General features: G+C 68.7%; 20 protein-coding genes. 7 read left to right on the forward strand and 13 right to left on the reverse strand.

The annotated features are described in order from the left end of the window. Window positions 1-287: 287 nt before the first annotated feature. On the forward strand, window positions 288-1,043 hold the full coding sequence (locus tag Q4I23_RS10850; RefSeq protein ID WP_498526240.1) for an SGNH/GDSL hydrolase family protein: 756 nt from the start codon (window positions 288-290) through the stop codon (window positions 1,041-1,043). Window positions 1,044-1,105: 62 nt separating this feature from the next. On the opposite strand, the gene Q4I23_RS10855 is transcribed toward Q4I23_RS10850, so the two are convergent. The 5 genes from Q4I23_RS10855 to Q4I23_RS10875 form a co-directional block, all read right to left on the reverse strand. Beyond that, window positions 1,106-1,840, reverse strand: a complete 735-nt coding sequence (locus Q4I23_RS10855; RefSeq protein ID WP_498526241.1) for an amino acid ABC transporter ATP-binding protein — start codon at window positions 1,838-1,840, stop codon at window positions 1,106-1,108. After that, a complete protein-coding gene (locus Q4I23_RS10860; RefSeq protein WP_498526242.1) occupies window positions 1,818-2,477 on the reverse strand; it encodes an amino acid ABC transporter permease in 660 nt (219 codons plus the stop codon). Before Q4I23_RS10860 ends, Q4I23_RS10855 begins: the two co-directional genes overlap by 23 nt. Then, window positions 2,474-3,145, reverse strand: coding sequence for an amino acid ABC transporter permease (locus tag Q4I23_RS10865; RefSeq protein ID WP_498526243.1), 672 nt, complete (start codon window positions 3,143-3,145; stop codon window positions 2,474-2,476). Before Q4I23_RS10865 ends, Q4I23_RS10860 begins: the two co-directional genes overlap by 4 nt. Before the next feature lie 79 nt (window positions 3,146-3,224). Further along, entirely contained in the window at window positions 3,225-4,016 is a 792-nt protein-coding gene (locus tag Q4I23_RS10870) for a transporter substrate-binding domain-containing protein (RefSeq protein ID WP_035677591.1), read from the reverse strand. A gap of 49 nt (window positions 4,017-4,065) precedes the next feature. Then, window positions 4,066-4,743: a GntR family transcriptional regulator gene (locus Q4I23_RS10875; RefSeq protein WP_145627020.1), complete on the reverse strand. Its 678-nt coding sequence runs from the start codon at window positions 4,741-4,743 to the stop codon at window positions 4,066-4,068. 267 nt (window positions 4,744-5,010) lie between these two features. Here Q4I23_RS10875 and Q4I23_RS10880 point away from each other — a divergent pair, with 267 nt between their 5' ends. From Q4I23_RS10880 to Q4I23_RS10890, 3 genes are read left to right on the forward strand one after another with little or no spacing between them, the layout of a single operon-like run. Beyond that, entirely contained in the window at window positions 5,011-5,802 is a 792-nt protein-coding gene (locus tag Q4I23_RS10880; protein ID WP_498526244.1) for an SDR family NAD(P)-dependent oxidoreductase, read from the forward strand. Between the two features lie 45 nt (window positions 5,803-5,847). Next, a complete protein-coding gene (locus Q4I23_RS10885; RefSeq protein WP_498526245.1) occupies window positions 5,848-7,020 on the forward strand; it encodes a zinc-dependent alcohol dehydrogenase in 1,173 nt (390 codons plus the stop codon). A 14-nt stretch (window positions 7,021-7,034) separates the two neighbouring features. Then, window positions 7,035-7,553 carry a cyclase dehydrase gene (locus Q4I23_RS10890; RefSeq protein ID WP_498526246.1) on the forward strand — a complete coding sequence of 173 codons (519 nt, stop codon included), beginning with the start codon at window positions 7,035-7,037 and terminating at the stop codon, window positions 7,551-7,553. A gap of 205 nt (window positions 7,554-7,758) precedes the next feature. Here the strand turns inward: Q4I23_RS10890 and Q4I23_RS10895 are convergent, their stop codons facing one another. The 8 genes from Q4I23_RS10895 to Q4I23_RS10930 form a co-directional block, all read right to left on the reverse strand. Continuing rightward, window positions 7,759-7,962: a YbdD/YjiX family protein gene (locus Q4I23_RS10895; RefSeq protein ID WP_454017391.1), complete on the reverse strand. Its 204-nt coding sequence runs from the start codon at window positions 7,960-7,962 to the stop codon at window positions 7,759-7,761. 66 nt (window positions 7,963-8,028) lie between these two features. After that, window positions 8,029-10,095, reverse strand: a complete 2,067-nt coding sequence (locus tag Q4I23_RS10900) for a carbon starvation CstA family protein (RefSeq protein WP_498526247.1) — start codon at window positions 10,093-10,095, stop codon at window positions 8,029-8,031. A gap of 144 nt (window positions 10,096-10,239) precedes the next feature. Then, entirely contained in the window at window positions 10,240-10,527 is a 288-nt protein-coding gene (locus Q4I23_RS10905) for a DUF3325 domain-containing protein (RefSeq protein WP_454017389.1), read from the reverse strand. 2 nt (window positions 10,528-10,529) lie between these two features. Then, complete coding sequence (locus Q4I23_RS10910; RefSeq protein WP_498526248.1) at window positions 10,530-12,164, reverse strand: PepSY-associated TM helix domain-containing protein; 1,635 nt, start codon at window positions 12,162-12,164, stop codon at window positions 10,530-10,532. Between the two features lie 13 nt (window positions 12,165-12,177). Next, window positions 12,178-12,459, reverse strand: coding sequence for a DUF3649 domain-containing protein (locus tag Q4I23_RS10915; RefSeq protein ID WP_498526249.1), 282 nt, complete (start codon window positions 12,457-12,459; stop codon window positions 12,178-12,180). Next, window positions 12,456-13,196: a cobalt ABC transporter substrate-binding protein gene (locus Q4I23_RS10920; protein WP_498526250.1), complete on the reverse strand. Its 741-nt coding sequence runs from the start codon at window positions 13,194-13,196 to the stop codon at window positions 12,456-12,458. Before Q4I23_RS10920 ends, Q4I23_RS10915 begins: the two co-directional genes overlap by 4 nt. A 25-nt stretch (window positions 13,197-13,221) precedes the next feature. Then, window positions 13,222-15,705, reverse strand: coding sequence for a TonB-dependent siderophore receptor (locus Q4I23_RS10925; protein WP_498526251.1), 2,484 nt, complete (start codon window positions 15,703-15,705; stop codon window positions 13,222-13,224). 281 nt (window positions 15,706-15,986) lie between these two features. After that, window positions 15,987-17,048: a LacI family DNA-binding transcriptional regulator gene (locus Q4I23_RS10930; protein ID WP_498526252.1), complete on the reverse strand. Its 1,062-nt coding sequence runs from the start codon at window positions 17,046-17,048 to the stop codon at window positions 15,987-15,989. A gap of 332 nt (window positions 17,049-17,380) precedes the next feature. On the opposite strand from Q4I23_RS10930, the gene Q4I23_RS10935 reads away from it, so the two are divergent. The 3 genes from Q4I23_RS10935 to Q4I23_RS10945 are packed head-to-tail and all read left to right on the forward strand — an operon-like array spanning window position 17,381 to window position 20,582. Further along, the gene (locus Q4I23_RS10935) at window positions 17,381-18,145 is read left to right on the forward strand and encodes an SDR family oxidoreductase (RefSeq protein WP_498526253.1); all 765 of its coding nucleotides are present in this window, start codon (window positions 17,381-17,383) and stop codon (window positions 18,143-18,145) included. A 56-nt stretch (window positions 18,146-18,201) separates the two neighbouring features. Further along, window positions 18,202-19,449: a CaiB/BaiF CoA transferase family protein gene (locus Q4I23_RS10940; protein WP_498526254.1), complete on the forward strand. Its 1,248-nt coding sequence runs from the start codon at window positions 18,202-18,204 to the stop codon at window positions 19,447-19,449. Then, window positions 19,431-20,582, forward strand: a complete 1,152-nt coding sequence (locus Q4I23_RS10945) for an extracellular solute-binding protein (protein ID WP_498526255.1) — start codon at window positions 19,431-19,433, stop codon at window positions 20,580-20,582. The genes Q4I23_RS10940 and Q4I23_RS10945 overlap by 19 nt, the downstream gene beginning before the upstream one ends. Window positions 20,583-20,584: the final 2 nt, after the last annotated feature.

The following is a 20,584-nucleotide window of genomic DNA, read 5'->3' on the forward strand; positions in this document are numbered from 1 at the left end:
CGCAACGCAACGAACAGATCAGCCAGATGCATGCCTTCAACCACGCCAAGCGACGGACAGGGGCAGGATGCCCATCCTGATGAACAGCGCCACGGCGGCTTGGTTTCGCGGTTACATTGCCGCGCGGCGGCGGCTCCCGCCCCTGGGTCGCCGCGCCGCGGCATCCCTTTTGACGAGGAGCGAAGAGGGGTTAGCCGCCCCCTCGCTTAGCGATGCATTAACCATGATCGCCTGACCATGCCCTCAGACAGCGTGCCTCGACGAGGCGAACCAGGGGAGCGTGGCTCATGACGGGACGGGTGCTTGGCGGAGTGTTGGCCGCCTGGGTGTTGTGGAGCGGTGCCGCCGCCGCGTCGGCGCTGTGCCCGGTCCCGCCCGGCGCGGATTCCACCGCCGCCGGACTGACGCACAGCCGGGCCGCCCTGGCCGCCGGGCACCCGCTGACGGTCGTCGCGATGGGGTCGTCCAGCACGGAAGGCGTCGGGGCCACCACCATCACCGCCACCTACCCCGCCCAGCTCGACGCCATTCTGGAGCAGCGTCACGCCGCATCGGCCATCCAGGTCCTGAACAAGGGCATCGGCGGCGAGACGGCAGGGGCCAACCTCGTCCGCTTCGACAAGGACGTGCTGGCTGCCAAGCCGGACCTCGTGGTCTGGCAGGTCGGAACCAACGACAGCTTCCAGAAGGTGCCGCTCGACGCCTTCGCCGCCACCCTGCGCGACGGCATCGCCCGCATCCGCAAGACCGGCGCCGACGTCATCCTGATGAACCCGCAGTCCTTCCCCGGCGAGGCCAAGGTCGAGTCCTACCCCGCCTACGCCTCCACCGTGGTCGCGCTGGGCCGCGAACTCGACGTGCCGGTGCTCGACCGCTACCGCATCATGGCTTGGTGGCTGGAAAGCCGGCACTTCGCCGCCGATCAGGTGCTGAGCACCGACGGCCTGCACCTGAAGGACCTCAGCTACCGCTGTCTGGCGGAGTTCGTCGCCGACATGATCGACACCCCGCGTGTGGTCAGCGAGAAGACCGCGGCGCGCTGAGCCCGCATCATCCGTTCCCAGGAATGGGTGCCGGTGGTCATGCCACCGGCACCCTTTTGCTATCAGACGACCAGTTGCGCGCCCAGGAACTGCCGGAGTTCCGGGGTGCGGGGGTTGCCGAAGACCTCCTCGGGCGGGCCGATCTCGTGCACGCGGCCCTGGTGCATGAAGACGACCCGGTCGCAGACCTCGCGGGCGAAGCGCATCTCGTGGGTCACCATCATCAGCGTCATGCCGTCGGCGGCCAGCTCCTTCACCACCGCCAGCACCTCGTTCACCAGCTCCGGGTCCAGCGCGGAGGTGATCTCGTCGCACAGCAGGGCCATCGGCTGCATCGACAGCGCCCGCGCGATGGCGACGCGCTGCTGCTGCCCGCCGGAGAGCTGGTCGGGGTAGGCGTCGAACTTGTGGCCCAAGCCCACCCGCTCCAGCATGCGGCGGGCCATCGCCTCCGCCTCGCGCGCCGGCGTCTTCTTGACGACCATCTGCGACAGCATGACGTTGCGCCCCGCCGACAGGTGCGGGAACAGGTTGAACTGCTGGAAGATCATGCCGACCTTCAGCCGCAGCGCCTTCAGGTGCAGGTCGTCGTTGATGAGGTGGGCGCCGGCCACCATGATCGAGCCGTCGTCGATCATCTCCAGCCCGTTGACGCAGCGCAGAAGCGTGCTCTTGCCCGAACCGCTCTTGCCGATGATGGCGACGACCTCGCCGCGCTCGACGTCCAGATTGATCCCCTTCAGGACTTCGACGTCGCCAAAGCGCTTCTTCACCTCAGTGATTGCGATGAGCGACATTGAGCTTCCTTTCCAGAATCTGGCTGCTCTTGGACAGGGGCCAGCACAGCGCGAAGTAGATCAGGGCGACCAGCCCGTAGACGGTGAAGGGTTCGAAGGTGGCGTTGGTGACCACCGTTCCGGCCTTGGACAGCTCCACGAAGCCGATGATCGAGGTCAGCGCCGTGCCCTTCACCACCTGCACGGAAAAGCCGACGGTCGGCGGGACGGCGACCCGCACCGCCTGGGGCAGGATCACGTAGCGCATCTGCTGGACGTAGCCCATGCCGAGGCTGGCCGACGCCTCCCATTGGCCGCGGGCGACCGATTCCACGCAGCCGCGCCAGATCTCCACCAGGAAGGCCGCCGTCCACAGGATCAGCGCCAGCCCGGCGGCCAGCCAAGCCGGGACGTCGATGCCGAACAGGCCGAGCCCGAAGAAGGCCAGGAAGAGCTGCATCAGCAGCGGCGTGCCCTGGAACAGCTCGACATAGCCCTGGACGAAGATCTGCCCGGCCCGCGCCTTGCCGATCCGCAGATAGAGCAGCGCCATCCCCAGCAGACCGCCGCCGACGAAGGAGACGAGCGAAAGAACGACCGTCCAGCGCGCCGCCAGCAGCAGGTTGCGCAGGATGTCCCACAGGGTGAAGGTCATCATCGCGTGGCCCTCCGCGGGAACAGCATCCGCCCGACGCCGCGCAGCGCCTGCCGCAAGGCCAGCGCCAGCAGCAGATAGAGGCCGGTGGTCAGAAAATAGCTCTCGAAGGCGCGGAAGGTCCGCGACTGGATGAAGTTGGCGGCGAAGGTGATGTCCTCCGCCGCGATCTGCGACACCACCGCCGAGCCGAGCATGACGATGACGATCTGCGACGACAGCGCCGGCCAGATCCGTTGCAGGGACGGGATCAGGACGACGTGGCGGAAGGTCTCGAACCGCGTCATGGCGAGGCTGGCCCCGGCCTCGAACTGGCCGCGCGGGGTGGCCTCGATGCCGGCGCGGATGATCTCGCCGCTGTAGGCGCCGAGGTTGATGACCATCGCCAGAACCGCCGCCTGGAACTCGGTCATCTGCACGCCGAGCGACGGCAGGCCGAAGAAGATGAAGAAGAGCTGGATCAGGAAGGGCGTGTTGCGGATCAGCTCCACATAGGCGACGACCGGCGGGCGCAGCCAGCGCGGGCCGAGCGACCGCGTCCAGGCGCAGGCGATGCCCAGCGCCACCCCGAACAGCGTGCCGATCAGGGTCAGTTCGACCGTCGTCAGCAGGCCCTTCAGGATGACGGGCCAGTATTCGGCGATCCACGAATAATCAAAGCGGTAGGTCATGCGGCCCTCCGGTCAGCCCCCGGTACGCCGGGGCGCCGCGGTGGCCGAAGCCGCCCGCGCCGTCCCGGCCCTATGGTCGTCAGAGGTCCTTCGGCAGGTCGGCGGACAGCCACTTCTGCGCGATGGCGTTCAGCGAGCCGTCGGCCTTGGCCGCCGCCAGGATGCCGTTCAGCTTTTCAAGCAGGGCCGGCTGCTCCTTGCTCAGGCCGATGTAGCAGGGGGAGTTCTTGATGAGGAACTTCAGCTCCGGCCGCTTCGGCGGGTTGCGGGCGAGGATCGCCGCCGCCACGACGTTGCCGGTCGCCACCACCTCGACCTGACCGGACAGGAAGGCGGAGATGGTGCCGTTGTTGTCCTCGTAGCGCTTGATGACCGCGTCGGCCGGGGCGATCTTGGTCAGCTCCAGATCCTCGATGGCGCCGCGGGTCACGCCGACGGTCTTGCCGGCCAGATCCTCCGGCTTCGCGGCGGTGACGCCGGCCGGGGCGAAGACGCCGTTGAAGAAGGGCGCGTAGGCGTCGGTGAAGTCGATGACCTTCTCGCGCTCGGCGTTCTTGCCGAGGCTGGAGATGACCAGATCGACCTTGTTGGTCTGCAGGAAGGGGATGCGGTTGGCGCTGGTCACCGGCACCAGCTCCACCTTCACCCCCATCTTGGCGCCGATCAGCTTCGCCACGTCGATGTCGTAGCCGAGCGGGGTCATGTCCGGGCCGACCGAGCCGAAGGGCGGGAAGTCCTGTGGGACGGCGACGCGCAGCGTGCCGCGCTTGGTGATGTCCTGAAGGGCGTCGGCCCGCGCGGCGGGGGCCTGGGCGATGGAAAGGCCGGCGACGGCGGCGACGGCCAGGGCGAGCAGGGTCCTGCGCTTCATGTCTCTAACTCCTCCGGTTGGTCTGGATGGATTGGTTTGTGTGAAAGGGTCAGGCGGGGGCGCCGGGCGAGAGGATCTCGCGCAGGCCGGCCAGGGGATCGGGGGCGGCGGCGAGGTCGAGGCCGTCCTCGACGCGCCGGATGTGTTCGTCCATCAGCCGCGCCGCGCCGGCGAAATCGCCGTCGGCCAGCAGCGTCACGATGCCGGCGTGGTCGTCGCTGGACGCCGCGGCGTCCTGGTCGGACTGGTAAAGCATCGAGACCAACGTCGTGCGCGCGGTCAGGTCGCGCAGGATGTCGGTCAGGAAGGCGTTGCCGAAGGCGTGGGCGAGGTGGATGTGGAAGTCGCCGAGCAGGCAGGTGCGCGACCCGACATGGCCGGTGTGCAGCGCCTCGCGCTCCTCCTCGACATGGGCGCGCAGGTGAGCGACGGCGTCACCCGGAAGCGTGTGCAGATCGCGCAGCATCCCGGTCTCGATCACCCGCCGCGCCTGGAAGGCGGCCCGCGCCTCCGTCGCCGAGGGTTCGACGACGAACCAGCCGCGCCGGGCGCTGACATGGACGATGCCGCGCGTCTCCAGCCGCATCATCGCCTCGCGCACGCGGGTGCGGGACACGCCGTAGACCTCGGCCAGCTTCGCCTCGCCCAGCCGGGTGCCGGGCCGCAGCCGGCCGCCCAGGATGGCGGAGATCACGCTGTCTTCGATGCTGTCGGGAAGCTGGGTCATCAGGCTGCCGCACCAATCTTGTATACAAGACTGTTGAGCAAGCGGCGTGCCAACCGAAAAGGCGCGGAAACGCTGGGGCTCGTCCCTTGTCGCGATCAAAAATTAGGCATGAGGCCGACCTGATTAAGCCTTATGCACTTTTCCGCGGCATCGCTTCGTTGCGCTTGCCCCGGATGGCGAAGGGCGGCGGCGGAAAAGGCGGAACCAACAGCTGCCATCTCCAGTTGGGCTGAGGGACTCTCCCGCTTCGCAAAGAGGACCGTTCCCATGGCTCGCGCAGCCACCCATTCCCTTGCCATCGTCACCGGTGCGTCCACCGGCATCGGGCTCGAACTCGCCAAAGAATGCGCCCGGAACGGCTTCGACCTCCTGATCGCCGCCGACGATCCGGCCATCGAGGAGGCCGCGAAGGAACTCCGCTCCCTCGGCGTCACGGTCGAAACGGTGCAGGCGGACCTCGCTACCCTCGACGGCGTCGACAAACTCTGCGCGGCGGTGAAGGGCCGACCGGTCGACGCCCTGCTCGCGAACGCCGGCCACGGGCTGGGCCACGGCTTCCTCGATCAGGACTTCCAGGAGGCCCGGCACGTCATCGACACCAACATCACCGGCACGCTGTACCTGATCCAGAAGGTCGGGCGCGGCATGCGCGACCGCAAACAGGGCCGCATCCTGATCACCGGCTCGATCGCCGGCTTCATGCCCGGCACCTATCAGGCGGTCTACAACGGCACCAAGGCCTTCATCGACTCCTTCTCCTTCGCGCTGCGCCACGAGATCAAGGATTCCGGGGTGACGGTCACCTGCCTGATGCCCGGCGCCACCGACACCGAGTTCTTCGAGCGCGCCGGCATGGAGGACACCAAGATCGGCCAGGGCAAGAAGGACGACCCGGCGATGGTCGCCAAGGTCGGTTTCGACGCGATGATGCGCGGCGACAGCGACGTGGTGGCCGGCTGGAAGAACAAGCTGCAGACCGCCATGGCCGCCGTGACGCCCTCCGGCGTGCTGGCCGAGCAGCACCGCAAGCAGGCCGAGCCCGGTTCCGGCCATCACTGACCGCCCCTCGCCCGCCCCACTTCACCCCATCCGGAGGAGCTTCCCATGAGAGCCCTGGTCTGGCACGGCACTGCCGACGTCCGTTACGACACCGTCCCCGACCCGGAGATCGAGCAGCCCCGCGACGCCATCGTCAAGGTCACGTCCTGCGCCATCTGCGGTTCGGATCTGCACCTCTACGACCATTTCATGCCCGGCATGGAGAAGGGCGATATCCTGGGTCACGAGTTCATGGGCGAGGTCGTCGACGTCGGGGCCGAGGCCAAGAGCGCCCTGAAGGTCGGCGACCGCGTGGTCGTTCCCTTCACCATCTGGTGCGGCGAGTGCGACCAGTGCCGCCGCGGCAACTATTCGGTCTGCGAGCGCTCCAACCGCAACAAGGCGATGGCCGACAAGCTGTTCGGCCACACCACGGCCGGGCTGTTCGGCTACACCCACCTGACCGGCGGCTATCCCGGCGGGCAGGCGGAGTATGTGCGCGTCCCCTTCGCCGACCGCACCCACGTAAAGATCCCGGACGGGCTGACCGACGAGCAGGTGCTGTTCCTCGGCGACATCTTCCCCACCGGCTGGCAGGCCGCGGCGCAGTGCGACATCCAGCCGACCGACACGGTGGCGATCTGGGGTTGCGGCCCGGTCGGGCAGATGACGATCCGCAGCGCCATCCTGCTGGGCGCCAAGCAGGTCATCGCCATCGACCGCGTGCCCGAGCGCCTGTCCATGGCCAAGGCCGGCGGCGCCATCACCATCAATTTCGAGGAGGAAAGCGTCGTCGAGCGGCTGAACGAGCTGACCGGCGGCAAGGGTCCGGAGAAGTGCATCGACGCCGTTGGCATGGAGGCTCACGCCACCGCCACGCTCGATTCCATGTACGACCGCGCCAAGCAGGCGCTGGCCCTGGAATCCGACCGCGCGCATGTGCTGCGCGAGATGATGTATGTCTGCCGCCCCGCCGGCACGCTGTCGATCCCCGGCGTCTATGGCGGGCTGATCGACAAGGTCCCCTTCGGCATGTCGATGAACAAGGGCCTGACTTGGCGCATGGGCCAGACCCACGTCAACCGCTGGACCGACGACCTGCTGCGCCGCATCCAGGAGGGCCAGATCGACCCGTCCTTCGTCATCACCCACACCGTGGGTCTGGCCGACGGGCCGGGCATGTACCAGACCTTCCGCGACAAGCAGGACGGCTGCATCAAGGTCGTGCTCAAGCCGTAACAGGGAGGCGCACCATGGCGTATTACCGCAGGAATTCGTCCGCCGACCGGATGGCCCGCGGCCTGGGCTGGTTCAGCATCGGGCTGGGTGTCGCCGAACTGGTGGCCGCCCACCGGATCGCCCGCTGGATGGGGATGGAGGAGCAGGCCGGGCTGATCCGGTCCTATGGTGCCCGCGAGGTGGCGACCGGCGTCGGCTTGCTGGCTATGGGCGACGCCCGCCCCTGGATGTGGGGGCGGGTCGCCGGGGACGCGCTGGACCTCGCCACGCTGGCGTCGGCGCACCACGACGGCAACCCGCGCCGGGAGAACGTCGCCACGGCGCTGGGCGCGGTCGCGGCGGTGACGGCGCTCGACGTGGTGTGCACGGCGATGCTGCACCGGGAGGAGGCGACGGCCTGGACTCCGCCCCGCGACTACAGCGACCGCAGCGGCCTGCCGCGCCCGCCCGCCGCCATGCGCGGCGCGGCCAAGGACGCCCCGATCCCCGCCGACATGCGGACCCCGGAGATCCTGCGCTTCCAGCCGGCCTGAGCGGCTCGGTCATAGCCCTCTCCCCTCCGCTCACGCGCAAACTTCGTTTGCGCTGACGCGACAGGCGGACCTTCGGTCCGCCGAAAGCGGGGAGAGGGTGGCCCGGAGGGCCGGTGAGGGGGTTGCGCTTTTGCCGGACGTAGCGCCACGCGCAACCCCCTCGCCCTAACCCTCTCCCCGGAGGGGAGAGGGGACAACATCCCCCTCAACAACACCCCGCCTTGCCAGAGCCGTAACGGGCCTGCAGACGGTTGTCGAGGAACTCGGTGTAGGTCATCGCCGGCTGGTCGGGATGCCGGGTCCGCATGTGCTCCAGATAGGTGTCGTAATCCGGCACCCCGATCATGAGCTTGGCCGTCTGCTCGAAGTAACCGCGGAACCGGCTGAGGTTGCTTTTCAAGCCGCTCATCCGTCGTCCTTTTCCAATAGACCGTTCCCTCACTCCCGAAGGAGTGAGGGAACGGTGTTCCCCTACTCAATCCCCCGCCCGCGCGGTGGCGCCGCCGGTCGGGATTTCCCGCGTGGTCGGGCGGTCGCTGCGCAGCGCCTTCAGGCAGGACAGGACGCCGAAGACCAGCACCGCCAGCACCACCAGAACGAACAGCGACGCCAGCGCCGCGTCCAGGTAATCGTTGAAGATCACCTGCCGCATCTGCTCCATCGACGTCGCCGGGGCGAGGAGCCGGCCCTCGTTGGCGGCGGTGCTGAACCGCTCGGCGTGGGCGAGGAAGCCGATCGCAGGGTTGCTGTGGAAGACCTTCTGCACACCCGCGGTCAGGGTGCAGATCAGCAGCCACGCCGCCGGCACCATGGTCACCCAGGCGTAGCGTTCGCGCTTCATCCGGAACAGCACCACCGTCGCCAGGATCAGCGCGATCCCCGCCAGCATCTGGTTGGAGATGCCGAACAGCGGCCAGAAGGTGTTGATGCCGCCCAGCGGATCGACCACCCCCTGATAGAGGATGTAGCCCCAGGCGGCGACGCACAGCCCGGTGGCGATCAGGTTGCCGGCCCAGGATGCGGTCCGCTGCAACGGCTTGAAGAAGACGCCGAGCAGATCCTGAAGCATGAACCGCCCGGCGCGGGTGCCGGCGTCGACGGCGGTCAGGATGAACAGCGCCTCGAACAGGATGGCGAAATGGTACCAGAAGGCCATCATGCCCTTGCCGCCGAACAGCTCGGAAAAGATCTGCGCCATGCCGACCGCCAGGGTGGGCGCGCCGCCGGCCCGCGACAGGATGCTCACCTCACCGACGTCCTGCGCCGTCTGGGTGATCATCTCCGGCGTGATGACGAAGCCCCAGTTGTTGATGACCTGGGCCGCCGACTCCGCCGTGGTGCCGAGCAGCGCCGGCGGGCTGTTCATGGCGAAATAGATGCCCGGCTCGATGCAGGAGGCGGCGACCAGCGCCATGATGGCGACGAAGGACTCCGTCAGCATGCCGCCATAGCCGATGAAGCGGGTGTGGACCTCGTTCTCCACCATCTTCGGCGTGGTGCCGGAGGAGATCAGGGCGTGGAAGCCCGACACCGCGCCGCAGGCGATGGTGATGAACAGGAACGGGAACAGGCTGCCCGACCACACCGGGCCGGTGCCGTCGACGAAGCGGGTGACGCTCGGCATCTTCATCGGCGGCGCGACGAGCAGGATGCACAGCGCCAGCATCACGATGGTGCCGACCTTGAGGAAGGTCGACAGATAGTCGCGCGGGGCCAGCAGCAGCCACACCGGCAGCACCGACGCCACGAAGCCGTAGCCGATCAGGATCCAGGTGATCTGCACGCCGGTCAGCGTGAAGACCGGCGCCCACGTCTCGCTCTGCGCGACCTGACCGCCGAGCAGGATGGCGGCGATCAGCAGGAAGAAGCCGATGATGGAGATTTCGCCGATCCGGCCGGGGCGCAGGAAGCGCATGTAGATGCCCATGAACAGGGCGATCGGCACGGTGGCGGCGACCGTGAAGAAACCCCACGGGCTGTTGGTCAGCGCCTTGACCACGACCAGGGCCAGCACCGCCAGGATGATGACCATGATCATGAAGGTGCCGAACAGGGCGATGACGCCGGGGATGTCCCCCAGCTCGGCCTTGATCAGCTCACCGAGCGACCGCCCGTCGCGGCGCATCGATACGAACAGGATCATGAAGTCCTGGACCGCTCCGGCGACCACCACGCCGGCCAGAATCCACAGCATGCCCGGCAGATAGCCCATCTGGGCCGCCAGCACCGGGCCGACCAGCGGGCCGGCGCCGGCGATGGCCGCGAAATGGTGGCCGAACAGGACGTACTGGTTGGTCGGGACGTAATCCAACCCGTCGTTGTGGCGCATTGCCGGCGTCGGACGCGCCGGGTCCAGCCGCATGACGCGGGTGGCGATGAACAGGCTGTAGTAGCGGTAGGAAACCAGATAGGTGCAGACGGCGGCCACGACCAGCCAGAGGGCGTTGATGGTCTCGCCGCGCGCCAGGGCGACGGTGCCGAGCGCGAAGGCGCCCAGCACGGCGAGGACCAGCCACGGCGCGTGATTGAGGATGCGGGGCATGCGTACTCCTCCCAAACGATTCGCAATCGTCGAAAAGCACGATGAACCTGATGAAAACGATGGAGAATCATCCTCCCATCACGCCCGAACGGGAAGAGCAAACTCGCCGGTCGCGACAAAATGGGTCAAAAATAAGGCGTAGCCTCAATTTGGGCGGGCAGCCCGCCGCCCTTGGACGATCAGGGCGCCATGGACGATTCCGGCGCCCAGGCTGGTGTGGCCGCTGAACATGACGAGGCCGAGTCCCCAGCCCTGCCACGTCACGAGGAGGCCCAAAGCCCCCAGCAGGGACACCGCCCCGCCGACGCGCAGGGCGGCCGTCGCGGGGGCCGGCAGGGACCGTCCGAGCAGGTCTTGCTGCGGGCGGTCCATGGCGAAGGCCAGCGCGGCGAACCCCGTCAGGCACAGGATGAAAGACGACAGATGGATCATGCTCATCCCTCGCGCAGCACGGCGCCGCCGGCGGGTTTGTTGACGGGTTGGTGGACGGGTTTGCGGGCGGCCCGCGTCTTGGGCTGGTGGCGGAGCGTGCGGACCGCCAGGACGGCGTGAAGCGCCGCCAGCGTCCAGCACATCAGGTCCATGCCGATGAACACCCAATCGCCTTCGGCCAGGCTGCGCCAGAGCGGCCGGGGCGTGGTCGCGGCGTTGAGCACGGGCAGCAACGCCAGCAGCGCCGCGGCCAGCCACAACTGCTCGACCCAGGCTTTCTTCGCGGGACGCAGCACCCCGTGCAGCAGCGTCAGCGCCCAGACGATGAAGAAGCTGTGGATTTCCCAGTTGGCGCGGTCCGCCAGAGTCTCCGGCAGCAAGCGGTTCGCCCACAGGAAGGCCGCCATGGCGACCGACAGACCGGCGATGCTGGCGATGTTCAGCCGCTCCACGACGTGGAAGCCGGCATGGGGCCGGGCCGGATCGGGCAGCTTCTGCCGGCGCTTCACCGTCCACATCACCAGACCGGTGCCCACCATGGCGGTGCCGGCAAGGCTGACGAGGAAATAGAGCCAGCGCGTCACCGAGTCGCTGAAACGCCCCAGATGCAGGGCGTAGAGCACGCCGCGGGTCTCCGCCGCCGGCCCCACGCCTTCGTGGACGGCCAGCAGTTTGCCGGTGGTGCCTTCGAACTCCAGATATTGCGGGCTCATCGACACGCGCCCGCCGTCGCCGCGCGCCACCGCCACCCGCGCCGCCGCGTCGCCGGGATGCGTGACGGTGACCCGCCCGACGCCGTAGCGGCCCCAGCGCTCCTGGGCGTGGCGCACCATGTCCTCGATCGAGGCGAGCGGCGCCGCCTCGCCGCTGGGCTTGCCCGGCTGGATGAAGGCGCTGAGTTCGGCGTTGAGCTGCTGGCGATCCGCCGCGGTCTTGATACCCGCCTGCTGGCCCCAGGGCATGTAGAGCGCCATCAGAGTCACCAGCCCGGTGTAGGTGATCATGGCGTGGAACGGCAGCCCGAACACCGACAGCGCGTTGTGCGCGTCGAGCCAGGAGCGCTGCCCCTTGCCCCAGCGGAAGGTGAAGAAATCGACGAAGATCTTCTTGTGCGTGATGACCCCGCTGACGATGGCCACCAGCATGAACATGGCCGCGATCCCCGCGATCCAGCGCCCCCACACCACCGGCATGTAATGGAACTGGAAATGGAAGCGGTAGAAGAAGTCGCCGCCCAGCGTCGCGCGCGACGACACTTTTTGGCCGGTCGCCGGGTCGAAATTGCCCTCGCCGAAGCCGCGCTGGCCCGGAGTCGCCCCGGCGGTGCGCCAGAAGGCGTAGACGCTGTTGTTGCGGGCGTCCGGCAGGCGCAGGCTCCATTGCGGGCTGCCCGGCACCAGGGCGACGAGTTCGTCGGCCACGCGCTGCGCCACCACGGCCTGATCCGGAACCCCGCTCTGCGCCGGCAGTTCGGGACGCATCCATTGCGACAGCTCGTCCTTGAAATAGGACACCGTCCCGGTGAGGAACATCGCGTAGAGCACCCAGCCGAGAAGCAGCCCGACCCACGTGTGCAGGTCGGACATGCTCTGGCGGAGGCCGCGGCCGTCGGGGCGCGCTTGCTGGTCCGTCTTCACGCTCGGCTCCCCATCACCAGACCGACCACGCCGCCAGCAACAGGGGCGCGGCCACGACAAGAAGGCCCGCCCAGGCGCGCAGCGCGCTGCGGACCGCGAAGACCCAGATCACGGCGGCGGCGTAGATGACGAAGCTCGCCAACTGGCCGGTGAGCACCGCCTGCGGCGTGCTCATAGGAAGCGCCAGCATCGCCACGCTGGCGAGTGCTGCCAGCGCATAGCCGCCGAACAGGGCGGCGGCTATGCGCGAGACGAGCGGGCCAACAGAACGGACCCGTCCGGCCACGGAGGTCATTTGTTGGGCGTCGCCGCCGGGCCGGCGGGGAGCGGCGCCAGACCGTCGGGGTGGACGTAGGTCACCGTGGTGACGTAGCTGACGCCGTCATACTTCTCGGCGCCGTTGGCGCCTTGGCGCTCACCGGGGGTGCGCTCGTTCAGGCTGACCTCGGCCACGTAGGTGCCCTTCCACGGCAGGTCGAAGGTGACCAGACCCTGCTCGTCGCTGTGCTCCTCCTTGGCCCAGCCGGACTGGGTGACCAGCATCACCTTGGTCTTGGCCTTGGGTTGGCCCTGGAAGACCAGCTTGAACTGGCCGGGCTTGCCGGTGGGCACCAGATCCAGCGTCAGCTTCGGCGCCTGCTCGGCGAAGCCGGTGATCAGGCGCGCGGCGGGATGGAACCAGTTGGTGGTCTCCTTGTCGCCCTGCTTCCAGCTGTACAGCGGGTAGAGCGTGTCCTCGGCGACAATGCTCTCGCCGTTGGCGGCCTTGAAGGGCAGCGCGAAGCCGTCGGCGGTCTTGGCGCCCTCGGCCTTCTGCTCGCCCTTGGCGGAGAGAAGGGTGCCGGCCGGCTTGCCGAACTTGTCGAGCAGGCCGGGCGAGACCTCGCGCAGATTCTCGCCGAACTCCCCGAAGCGGATCGTGGCGTTGCCCTGGTCGGGCTGCTCGATCCAGATCTGGTGGGCTTGGGCGGGCATGGCGGCGGGCATGGCGAAGCCCAGCGCGGCGATGAGGGCAAGCGACAGTTTGTTCATGACGGAATCCAGAAGATCCAGAGGTTCAGAAATCGACGGTGGCGGACAGCAGCACGGTGCGCGGCGACCCGACGGTCACGTAGGTGCCGGTGGTCAGCCAGTACTCCTTGTCGAAGAGGTTCTCGACGCTGGCGCGCAGCACGACCGGCTTGCCCGACACGTCGGTGGTGTAGCGGGCACCGATGTCGAAGCGGGTCCAGCCGTCGAAACGCAGCGTGTTGGCGTTGGTCAGGTAGGATCCGGAGGTGTGGATCACCCGCCCGTTGAGGGCGAGGCCCTCGACCCACGGGGTGTCCCAGTCCAGGCTGGCGGAGAAGCTCTTGTCCGGCACGCCGGCGGCATCGTTGCCCTCTTCCGTGGCGACGGCGGTCTTCGTCAGCTCCGGCTTCAGGAAGGTCGCGCTGGCCATGGCGCGCAGGCCGGGGAGGATCTCGCCATAGGCGGACAGTTCCAGGCCGCGGTTGCGCTGCTCGCCGTCGTAGGCCAGCTCGTTGGACGCGGTGCGGATCGAGCTGGGGCGGGTGATCTGGAAGACCGCGGCGGTGGTCGTGATGGTGCCCCAATCGACCTTGACGCCGCCCTCGAGCTGCTTCGACTTGTAGGGTTCGAGCACCGCGCCGGTGTTGGCGTAGCCGGCGCCGACGATGGTGCCGCGCGACAGGCCCTCGGCGTAGTTGCCGTAGACCGCGACGTTCTCCAGCGGCTTCACGACCAGACCGGCGAGCGGCGTCGTGGCGCTGGCGTCGTAGTTGCTGGTCTGCGCGCCGGTCGTCGTGCTGTAGCCCTTCACCTTCACTGTCTGGTCGCGCACGCCGAGCGTCAGCAGGACGCGGTCGTTGACGAAGGACAGCGTGTCGGCGATGGCGATGCTGCTCAGCGTCGTCTCGGCCGACTTGCGCGGATCGGTGCGCGGCGCGGTGATGACGGGCAGCGGCGCCGGGTTGTAGATGTTCGACGGGGCCGAGCCGGCGGCCTGGATGTAGGCGTTGCCCTCCTCCCGCTGGAAGCCGGTGTAGCCGATGTTGACCTGATGGCGGACGGGACCCGTCTCGAAGCGTAGGCGCGCACCGGCCGTGCCGCTGACCGTCTCGCTGTAGGAGTCGTAATAGGAGTTGCGGACCGTGAAGTTGCCGAGCGCGTTCACGGCGGGGTTGGACTGCGGGAACACCTGATCGTTCGTGCCGTCGCGGTAGCCGATGCCGGCGTAGGCGGTCAGCCAGTCCGTCACGTCGAACTCGATGTTCGAGGCGATGGTCTTGTCCTTCTGGACCAGCGTCGTGTTCGGGTACCAGTTGCTCCGCGCGTCGGGCGGCGACGGGATGGCCGTCGTTGTGGACAGGATGCTGATCTGCGGACGGAAATTGTCGGTGTCGTCGCGCTGGATGATGCCGTCGAGCGACCAGCGCAGCCGCTCGCCCCGGTAATCCACCGCCAGCGAGCCGAGGCCGGTCTTCACGTCGCCGTCTTCGATCGAGGCTTCGCCGCCGCGCAGCAGGCCGTTGAAGCGCACGCCCCAGGCGTTGTTCTCGCCGAAGCGGCGCCCGGTGTCGACATGGACACCGAAATTGGAGTCGCTCTGGTAGAGCCCGGTCACGCGGGTCAGCGGCTGATCGCCGGCGCGCTTGCTGAGGATGTTGATGCCGCCGCCGATGCTGCCGCCGGGGGCGATGCCGTTCATCAGCGCGCCCGGCCCCTTCAGCAGCTCGATCCGCTCAATGATCTGCGAGGGCACGCGGTTGGAGGACACCAGCCCGTACATGCCGTTGAAGCCGACGTCGCCGGACGGAACCGCGAAGCCGCGGATCTGGAACGTGTCGTCGAAGCCATTGCCGCCGGTGGTCGTGCGCACCGACGAATCGTTGATCAGCGTGTCGGCCGCGGTGCGCGCCTGCTGGTTCTCGATCAGCTCGGAAGTGTAGTTGGTCGTGCTGAACGGGGTGTCCAGCGTGTTCCTGGTGCCCAGCAGGCCCAGCGTGCCCCCGCGCGCCACCTGACCGCCGGCGTAGGGCGGCGGCGGCTCGCCCGGCAGTGCGCCGGCGCTGGCCGACACCTGGACGGAGGGCAGCACCGTTGCCCCGGCCGGGGCGTTCACAACCGGCGAGGACCCTTGCGCGACGAGGCCGTACCCCGAGGACGTGGCCGCGAGCTGATAACCGCTGCCGTCCAGCAGGCGGCGGAAGCCGTCCTCGACCGTCGTCGTTCCGCGCAGCCCCTGGGAGGTCTTGCCCCGGACCTGCGCCGGGTCCACGGCAATGCTCACCCCGGCCTGGGCGGCGAAGCTGCGCAGCGCGGCGTCCAGCGGCCCCGCCGGCACGTTGGCGTCGACCGTGCGGGCCGCCGCAGTCTGGGCCTGCGCGGCCGGCGCGAAGGGAAGGCCGCCCGCGAGGACGGCGCTGGCAAAACAAACGGCCATGGCGACCGGGCGCAGACCCGGTGCGAAGACGTCATGCGCGGCGCCGCGGCGGCGGACGGTCAGGCGCAGAGCGTCCTTGCCGCAAGATTGAGACATTGAGCCAGTTCCTCTACCAAAAGGTGTATATGTGGCGTAGCGTCAGCGACCGGCACCCTGTCCGTTTCAAATAAGCCGAACATCTGCGCTGATCGCCTGAATGCGAATGATTTTCATTCTAAGCATCAGCCGACGGATTGCGCAAGGGGGCAACGTCACCGTCCTGGTGATCGTTTGCGCCTTTATGTCCGTGAATTCTTTAGGGGAATTTCGCGGGCGACGTCAGCGCCCGCATGCGGGCGCGAGATGCGGGAGAAGGATTGACCGCCGCGCCGACAGGCTCAGGCGCTGCCCCGCACCAGCAGTTCGAACCCCACGTCCTGGGTGCGGTTCTCCACCTCGCCGCCCTGCATCCGCCGCAACAGGAGGTTGGCGGATTCCGTGCCGATCTTGCGGCTGGCGATGGCGATGGTGGTCAGGCCCGGCGTCAGTTGCCCGGCGATGTCGTAATTGCCGAAACCGGTGATCGCCAGATCCTTCGGCACCGAGATTCCTAGGCCGCTGCAGGCCAGCAGGGCGCCGGAGGCCAGCACGTCGCTGACGAACACCACCGCGTCGGTGTCGGGATGCTGTTCCCGCAACAGCTTCAGCAGCTCCACGCCGGTCGCCATCACCATCGGCCCGCTGGCCACCGTGACGACGCGCGGCGTCACGCCCGGGAAATGACGCTCATGGGCGTCCTGGAAACCCTTCAGACGCTCCTTGGCGCGGTGGTCGCCCGGCTTCATGACGCCCGTGAAGGCCAGCCGGCGGTAGCCGCGCCCCACCAGATGGTCGACCACGCTCATCAGGGCGGCGTGGTTGGAGAAGCCGACCAGCATGTCGACGGGACGGTTCGTCCAACTCCAGCTTTCGACCACCGGCACCCCGGTGCGCTTCAGCAGGGCGGTGGTTTCCTGGGTGTGGCGGGTGCCGATGATGAAGAAGCCGTCGGGACGCCGCCCGCTGAAGCTGCGGACCAGCGACTCCTCCCGCCCGGCCATGTAGTCGGTGTGGCCGAGGAAGACCTGATAGCCCTCCGGCAGCAGGACGTCGGTCAGCCCCTGGATGGTTTCCGCGAAGATCGAGGCGGAGATGGTCGGGATGATCGCCGCCACCGTCATGCTGCGGTTGGAGGCGAGGTGGCTCGCCGCCAGGTTCTGCACGTAGCGGGTTTCGCGAACCGCCTCCTCGATGCGGGCGAGCGTATCCGGGCCGACGCTGCGCGGATCGCGGAGCGCGCGCGAGACCGTCTGCGTGGAGACCCCGGCGGCCTGCGCCACATCGGCCATCGTCACCGCGCGGGTCGCGGAGCGCCGCCGTGACTCCGCCTTCCTAAGCGAAAGCTGTCCTTCGTCCGACACCTGGGATGACCTCTTTCCTGCCTCCGCCGGCCCGCCTTCCAGCAGCGACCGGCCGCCTTCTTGTGCATGGCCGCGCCCACCGTTGCAAGCCGGGTGCGGCCCCGTTTCCACAATCCATAGCGCATTTCATGTTAGCGGTCACGTGAACGCTAACGTTATCGCTCGCCGAAGATGCTTGATTGCCCCAACCAATCATGTTACCGGTCACGTTAGCGGTCACTCGAAACGAACGCGAAGGCGGACGATCCGGGGGACGCTGGGAGGGACACCGCGGCGGCCCGATGGCCGGACGGCGGGCAAGCAACAATGACAAGCAACGAAGCAGGCAAGACATGAGCGTTCTTGCGGACAGCGTCGCCTGGGTCACCGGCGGCGGCAGCGGAATCGGGGAGGCCGGCGCGCGGGCGCTGGCGCAGGGCGGCGCCACCGTCGTCCTGTCCGGACGGCGCGAGGACGCGCTCGACCGCGTGGCGGAGTCCATCCGCGCCGCCGGCGGCAGGGCCGAGACCGCGGTCCTCGACGTGGCCGATGAGGCGGCGGTGCGGCGCGTGGCGGCGGCGATCCTCGACCGCCACGGGCGAATCGACACGCTGGTTGCCAGCGCCGGGATGAACCTGCCCAACCGCAGCTTCCGCAACGTCGGGGCGGAGGGCTGGCGGCGGCTGGTCGACGTCAACCTCAACGGCACCATGCACGCCATCCAGGCGGTGCTGCCGTCGATGAGGGAGCGCCGGTCCGGCACCGTCATCATCGTGTCCTCCTGGGTCGGGCGGCACGCGCTCGTCCTCGGCGGACCCGGCTACAACGCGACGAAGCAGGCGCTGGTGACGCTGAGCCACAGCCTGAACATGGAGGAATGGCGCAACGGCCTGCGCTCCTGCGTGGTCATGCCGGGCGAGGTGGCGACCGACCTGCTGGGCCAGCGCCCCTCCCCGCCCCCGGCGGAGGAGATGGCGCGCCTGCTCCAGCCCGACGATCTGGGCCGCACCATCCGCTTCGTGGCCGAGATGCCGCCCCACGCCTGCGTCAACGAAATCCTCATCAGCCCCGTCTGGAACCGCGCCTTCTTCACCGAAGCGCCGGCGACCAACGGCTGACCGAATTCATCCTTCCGCCATGGCCGGCGGACCCACGGCAACAAGACCCGGATATCATGGACAAGAAACGCAACATCCTCAGCGGTTACCGTGTGCTCGACTGCTCCATCGCCATGGCCGGCCCGTTGGCGGCACAGCGCCTGGGCGACCTCGGCGCCGACGTGGTGAAGGTGGAGCCGGTGACCGGCGAGTGGCAGCGCCACACCGCGGCGGGCGGCATCACCGGCAACAAGGTGAACGTCTCCTTCCTGTCGCTGAACCGGAACAAGCGCTCGCTCGCCGTCGACCTGAAGAACACCGAGGGCAAGGCCCTGCTGATGGAGCTGGTCAAGACCGCCGACGTCTTCCTCCAGAACTACCGGCCGGGCGTCGCCAAGCGGCTGGGCGTGGACTATGAATCGCTCTCCGCGATCAACCCGCGCCTGATCTACCTGTCGATTTCCGGCTATGGCGAGACCGGCCCCTACGTCCAGCGTCCGGGCCAGGACCTGCTGTTGCAGGGCATGTCCGGCGCCATGCTGTCGGCGGGCCGCGAGGGCGAGGCCCCGACCCCTGCCGGCCAGTATCTGGTGGACGCGATCACCGGCTACACCGCCTTCGAAGGCGTGCTGGCCGCCCTGCTCCACCGTGAGCGCACCGGCGAGGGCCAGCTCGTCCAGGTCAACATGCTGGACGCCATCACGACGATCCAGATGCAGGAGCTGTCGGTCTTCACGGTCGGCGGCAAGCCGCAGACCCGCTCCGCCGAGCCGCACGCCCACGTCTACATCCGCGCGCCCTACGGCGCCTTCGCCACCAGCGACGGCTTCATCATCGTCGCCTTCCCGCCGCTGAAGCTGCTGGGCGAACTGATCGGCGAGCCATCCTTCCTCGACATGGAGGACGAGACCGACAGCTGGTCGCGCCGCGACGAGATCTTCGCCAAGACCCGCGACCGGCTGACCGCGAAGACCTCTGCGGAGTGGTTGGAGCTGTTCAACGCCGCCGGGGTCTGGGCCGGGCCAGTCTACGGCTACGCCGACCTCGTGAACGACCCGCAGATCAAGCACAACGGCACCTTCGTCGAGTACGACCACCCGACCGAAGGCCGCGTCAAGACGCCGGGCTTCCCGATCAAGTTCTCCAAGACCCCGTCGGAGGTCGAACGCGGCGCCCCCCTGACCGGCGAGCACACCCGCGAAGTGCTGGAGAGCGCCGGCTTCACAGCCGAGGCCGTCGACCGCCTGCTGGCCGCCGGCGTCGTCGCCGCGACGGAACCGGAGCCGGAGGAAGAGGAGGTTCGGGCATGCGCTACCGCGCGCTGACCTGGGACCACCCGCGCGGCTACAACGCCTTGGCGGCAGCCGCCGCCGGGCTGGACGAGGCGCGCGACGGGCTCGCGATCGACTGGGACAAGCAGCCGCTCGAAGGCTTCGAGGCCCATCCGATCGGCGACCTCTGCGCCCGCTACGACCTGATCGTCCTCGACCATCCCCATGTCGGGGAGGCGGTCGCGGAACGCGGCCTGATCCCGCTGGAGGACCTGTTCACCGCCGAGGACCTCGCCGGCTGGCAGCGCGACAGCATCGGGCCGAGCCTCGCCAGCTACCGCTTCGCCGACCGGCATTGGGCGCTGCCGCTCGACGCCGCGACGCAGGTGACGGCCTGCCGCGCCGACCTTCTGGACGGGTCGATCCCGGTCACCTGGGCGGAGGTGGCGAGCCTGTCCGAGCGGGCGCCGGTCGCCCTGTCGCTGGCCGGGCCGCACGCCTGCCTGACCTTCCTGTCCATGGCGGCGGCCTTCGGCGATCCGCCCGCCGTGGCCGACCCCGACCAGCTGGTCTCGGCCGAGATCGGGGAACGGGTGCTCGACCTCATGGCGACGCTGGCCGGGCGGATGCCGGCGGCGGTGCGCGGGCTGAATCCCATCGGGCTGCTCGGCCACATGGCCCGCACGGATGAGGTCGCGCTCTGCCCGCTGGTCTACGGTTACGTCAATTACGCCGCCCCGACGGCGGCGGGGGAGAAGCCGGTCACCTTCGCCGACGCGCCGCGCGCCACGGCGGGTGGGCGTCCCGGCTCGACGCTGGGCGGCACCGGCATCGGCGTCTCCGTGCGCTGCGAGGTGACGCCGGCCCTGCTCGACCATCTGCGCTGGCTGCTCGGCGCCGAGGCGCAGCGGAGCTTCATCCCGGCCCACGACGGCCAGCCGAGCCGCCGCGACGCCTGGGCGGACGAGGCGGTGAACGCCCGCTGGGGCGGCTTCTACCGCAACACCGCCGCAACGCTGGAGGCCGCCTATGTCCGCCCGCGCCACGCCGGCTACATCGCTTTCCAGGCCGACGCCGCCGCGATGATCCGCGACGCGCTGGCCGACGGCACGCCGCACGCCGCCTTGCTCGACCGTCTGCAACACCGCTACGCCGCCAGCCGTCCGGCTGCTGGCGCCGAACGATAAGG

This window comes from Azospirillum sp. UFLA03-27, from assembly GCF_059803775.1.

Coding starts and splice junctions, on each gene's coding strand:
- Q4I23_RS10850 (WP_498526240.1), top strand. CDS start 288: ATGACGGGACGGGTGCTTGGCGGAGTGTTGGCCGCCTGGGTGTTGTGG.
- Q4I23_RS10855 (WP_498526241.1), bottom strand. CDS start 1,840: ATGTCGCTCATCGCAATCACTGAGGTGAAGAAGCGCTTTGGCGACGTC.
- Q4I23_RS10860 (WP_498526242.1), bottom strand. CDS start 2,477: ATGATGACCTTCACCCTGTGGGACATCCTGCGCAACCTGCTGCTGGCG.
- Q4I23_RS10865 (WP_498526243.1), bottom strand. CDS start 3,145: ATGACCTACCGCTTTGATTATTCGTGGATCGCCGAATACTGGCCCGTC.
- Q4I23_RS10870 (WP_035677591.1), bottom strand. CDS start 4,016: ATGAAGCGCAGGACCCTGCTCGCCCTGGCCGTCGCCGCCGTCGCCGGC.
- Q4I23_RS10875 (WP_145627020.1), bottom strand. CDS start 4,743: ATGACCCAGCTTCCCGACAGCATCGAAGACAGCGTGATCTCCGCCATC.
- Q4I23_RS10880 (WP_498526244.1), top strand. CDS start 5,011: ATGGCTCGCGCAGCCACCCATTCCCTTGCCATCGTCACCGGTGCGTCC.
- Q4I23_RS10885 (WP_498526245.1), top strand. CDS start 5,848: ATGAGAGCCCTGGTCTGGCACGGCACTGCCGACGTCCGTTACGACACC.
- Q4I23_RS10890 (WP_498526246.1), top strand. CDS start 7,035: ATGGCGTATTACCGCAGGAATTCGTCCGCCGACCGGATGGCCCGCGGC.
- Q4I23_RS10895 (WP_454017391.1), bottom strand. CDS start 7,962: ATGAGCGGCTTGAAAAGCAACCTCAGCCGGTTCCGCGGTTACTTCGAG.
- Q4I23_RS10900 (WP_498526247.1), bottom strand. CDS start 10,095: ATGCCCCGCATCCTCAATCACGCGCCGTGGCTGGTCCTCGCCGTGCTG.
- Q4I23_RS10905 (WP_454017389.1), bottom strand. CDS start 10,527: ATGATCCATCTGTCGTCTTTCATCCTGTGCCTGACGGGGTTCGCCGCG.
- Q4I23_RS10915 (WP_498526249.1), bottom strand. CDS start 12,459: ATGACCTCCGTGGCCGGACGGGTCCGTTCTGTTGGCCCGCTCGTCTCG.
- Q4I23_RS10920 (WP_498526250.1), bottom strand. CDS start 13,196: ATGAACAAACTGTCGCTTGCCCTCATCGCCGCGCTGGGCTTCGCCATG.
- Q4I23_RS10925 (WP_498526251.1), bottom strand. CDS start 15,705: ATGTCTCAATCTTGCGGCAAGGACGCTCTGCGCCTGACCGTCCGCCGC.
- Q4I23_RS10935 (WP_498526253.1), top strand. CDS start 17,381: ATGAGCGTTCTTGCGGACAGCGTCGCCTGGGTCACCGGCGGCGGCAGC.
- Q4I23_RS10940 (WP_498526254.1), top strand. CDS start 18,202: ATGGACAAGAAACGCAACATCCTCAGCGGTTACCGTGTGCTCGACTGC.
- Q4I23_RS10945 (WP_498526255.1), top strand. CDS start 19,431: ATGCGCTACCGCGCGCTGACCTGGGACCACCCGCGCGGCTACAACGCC.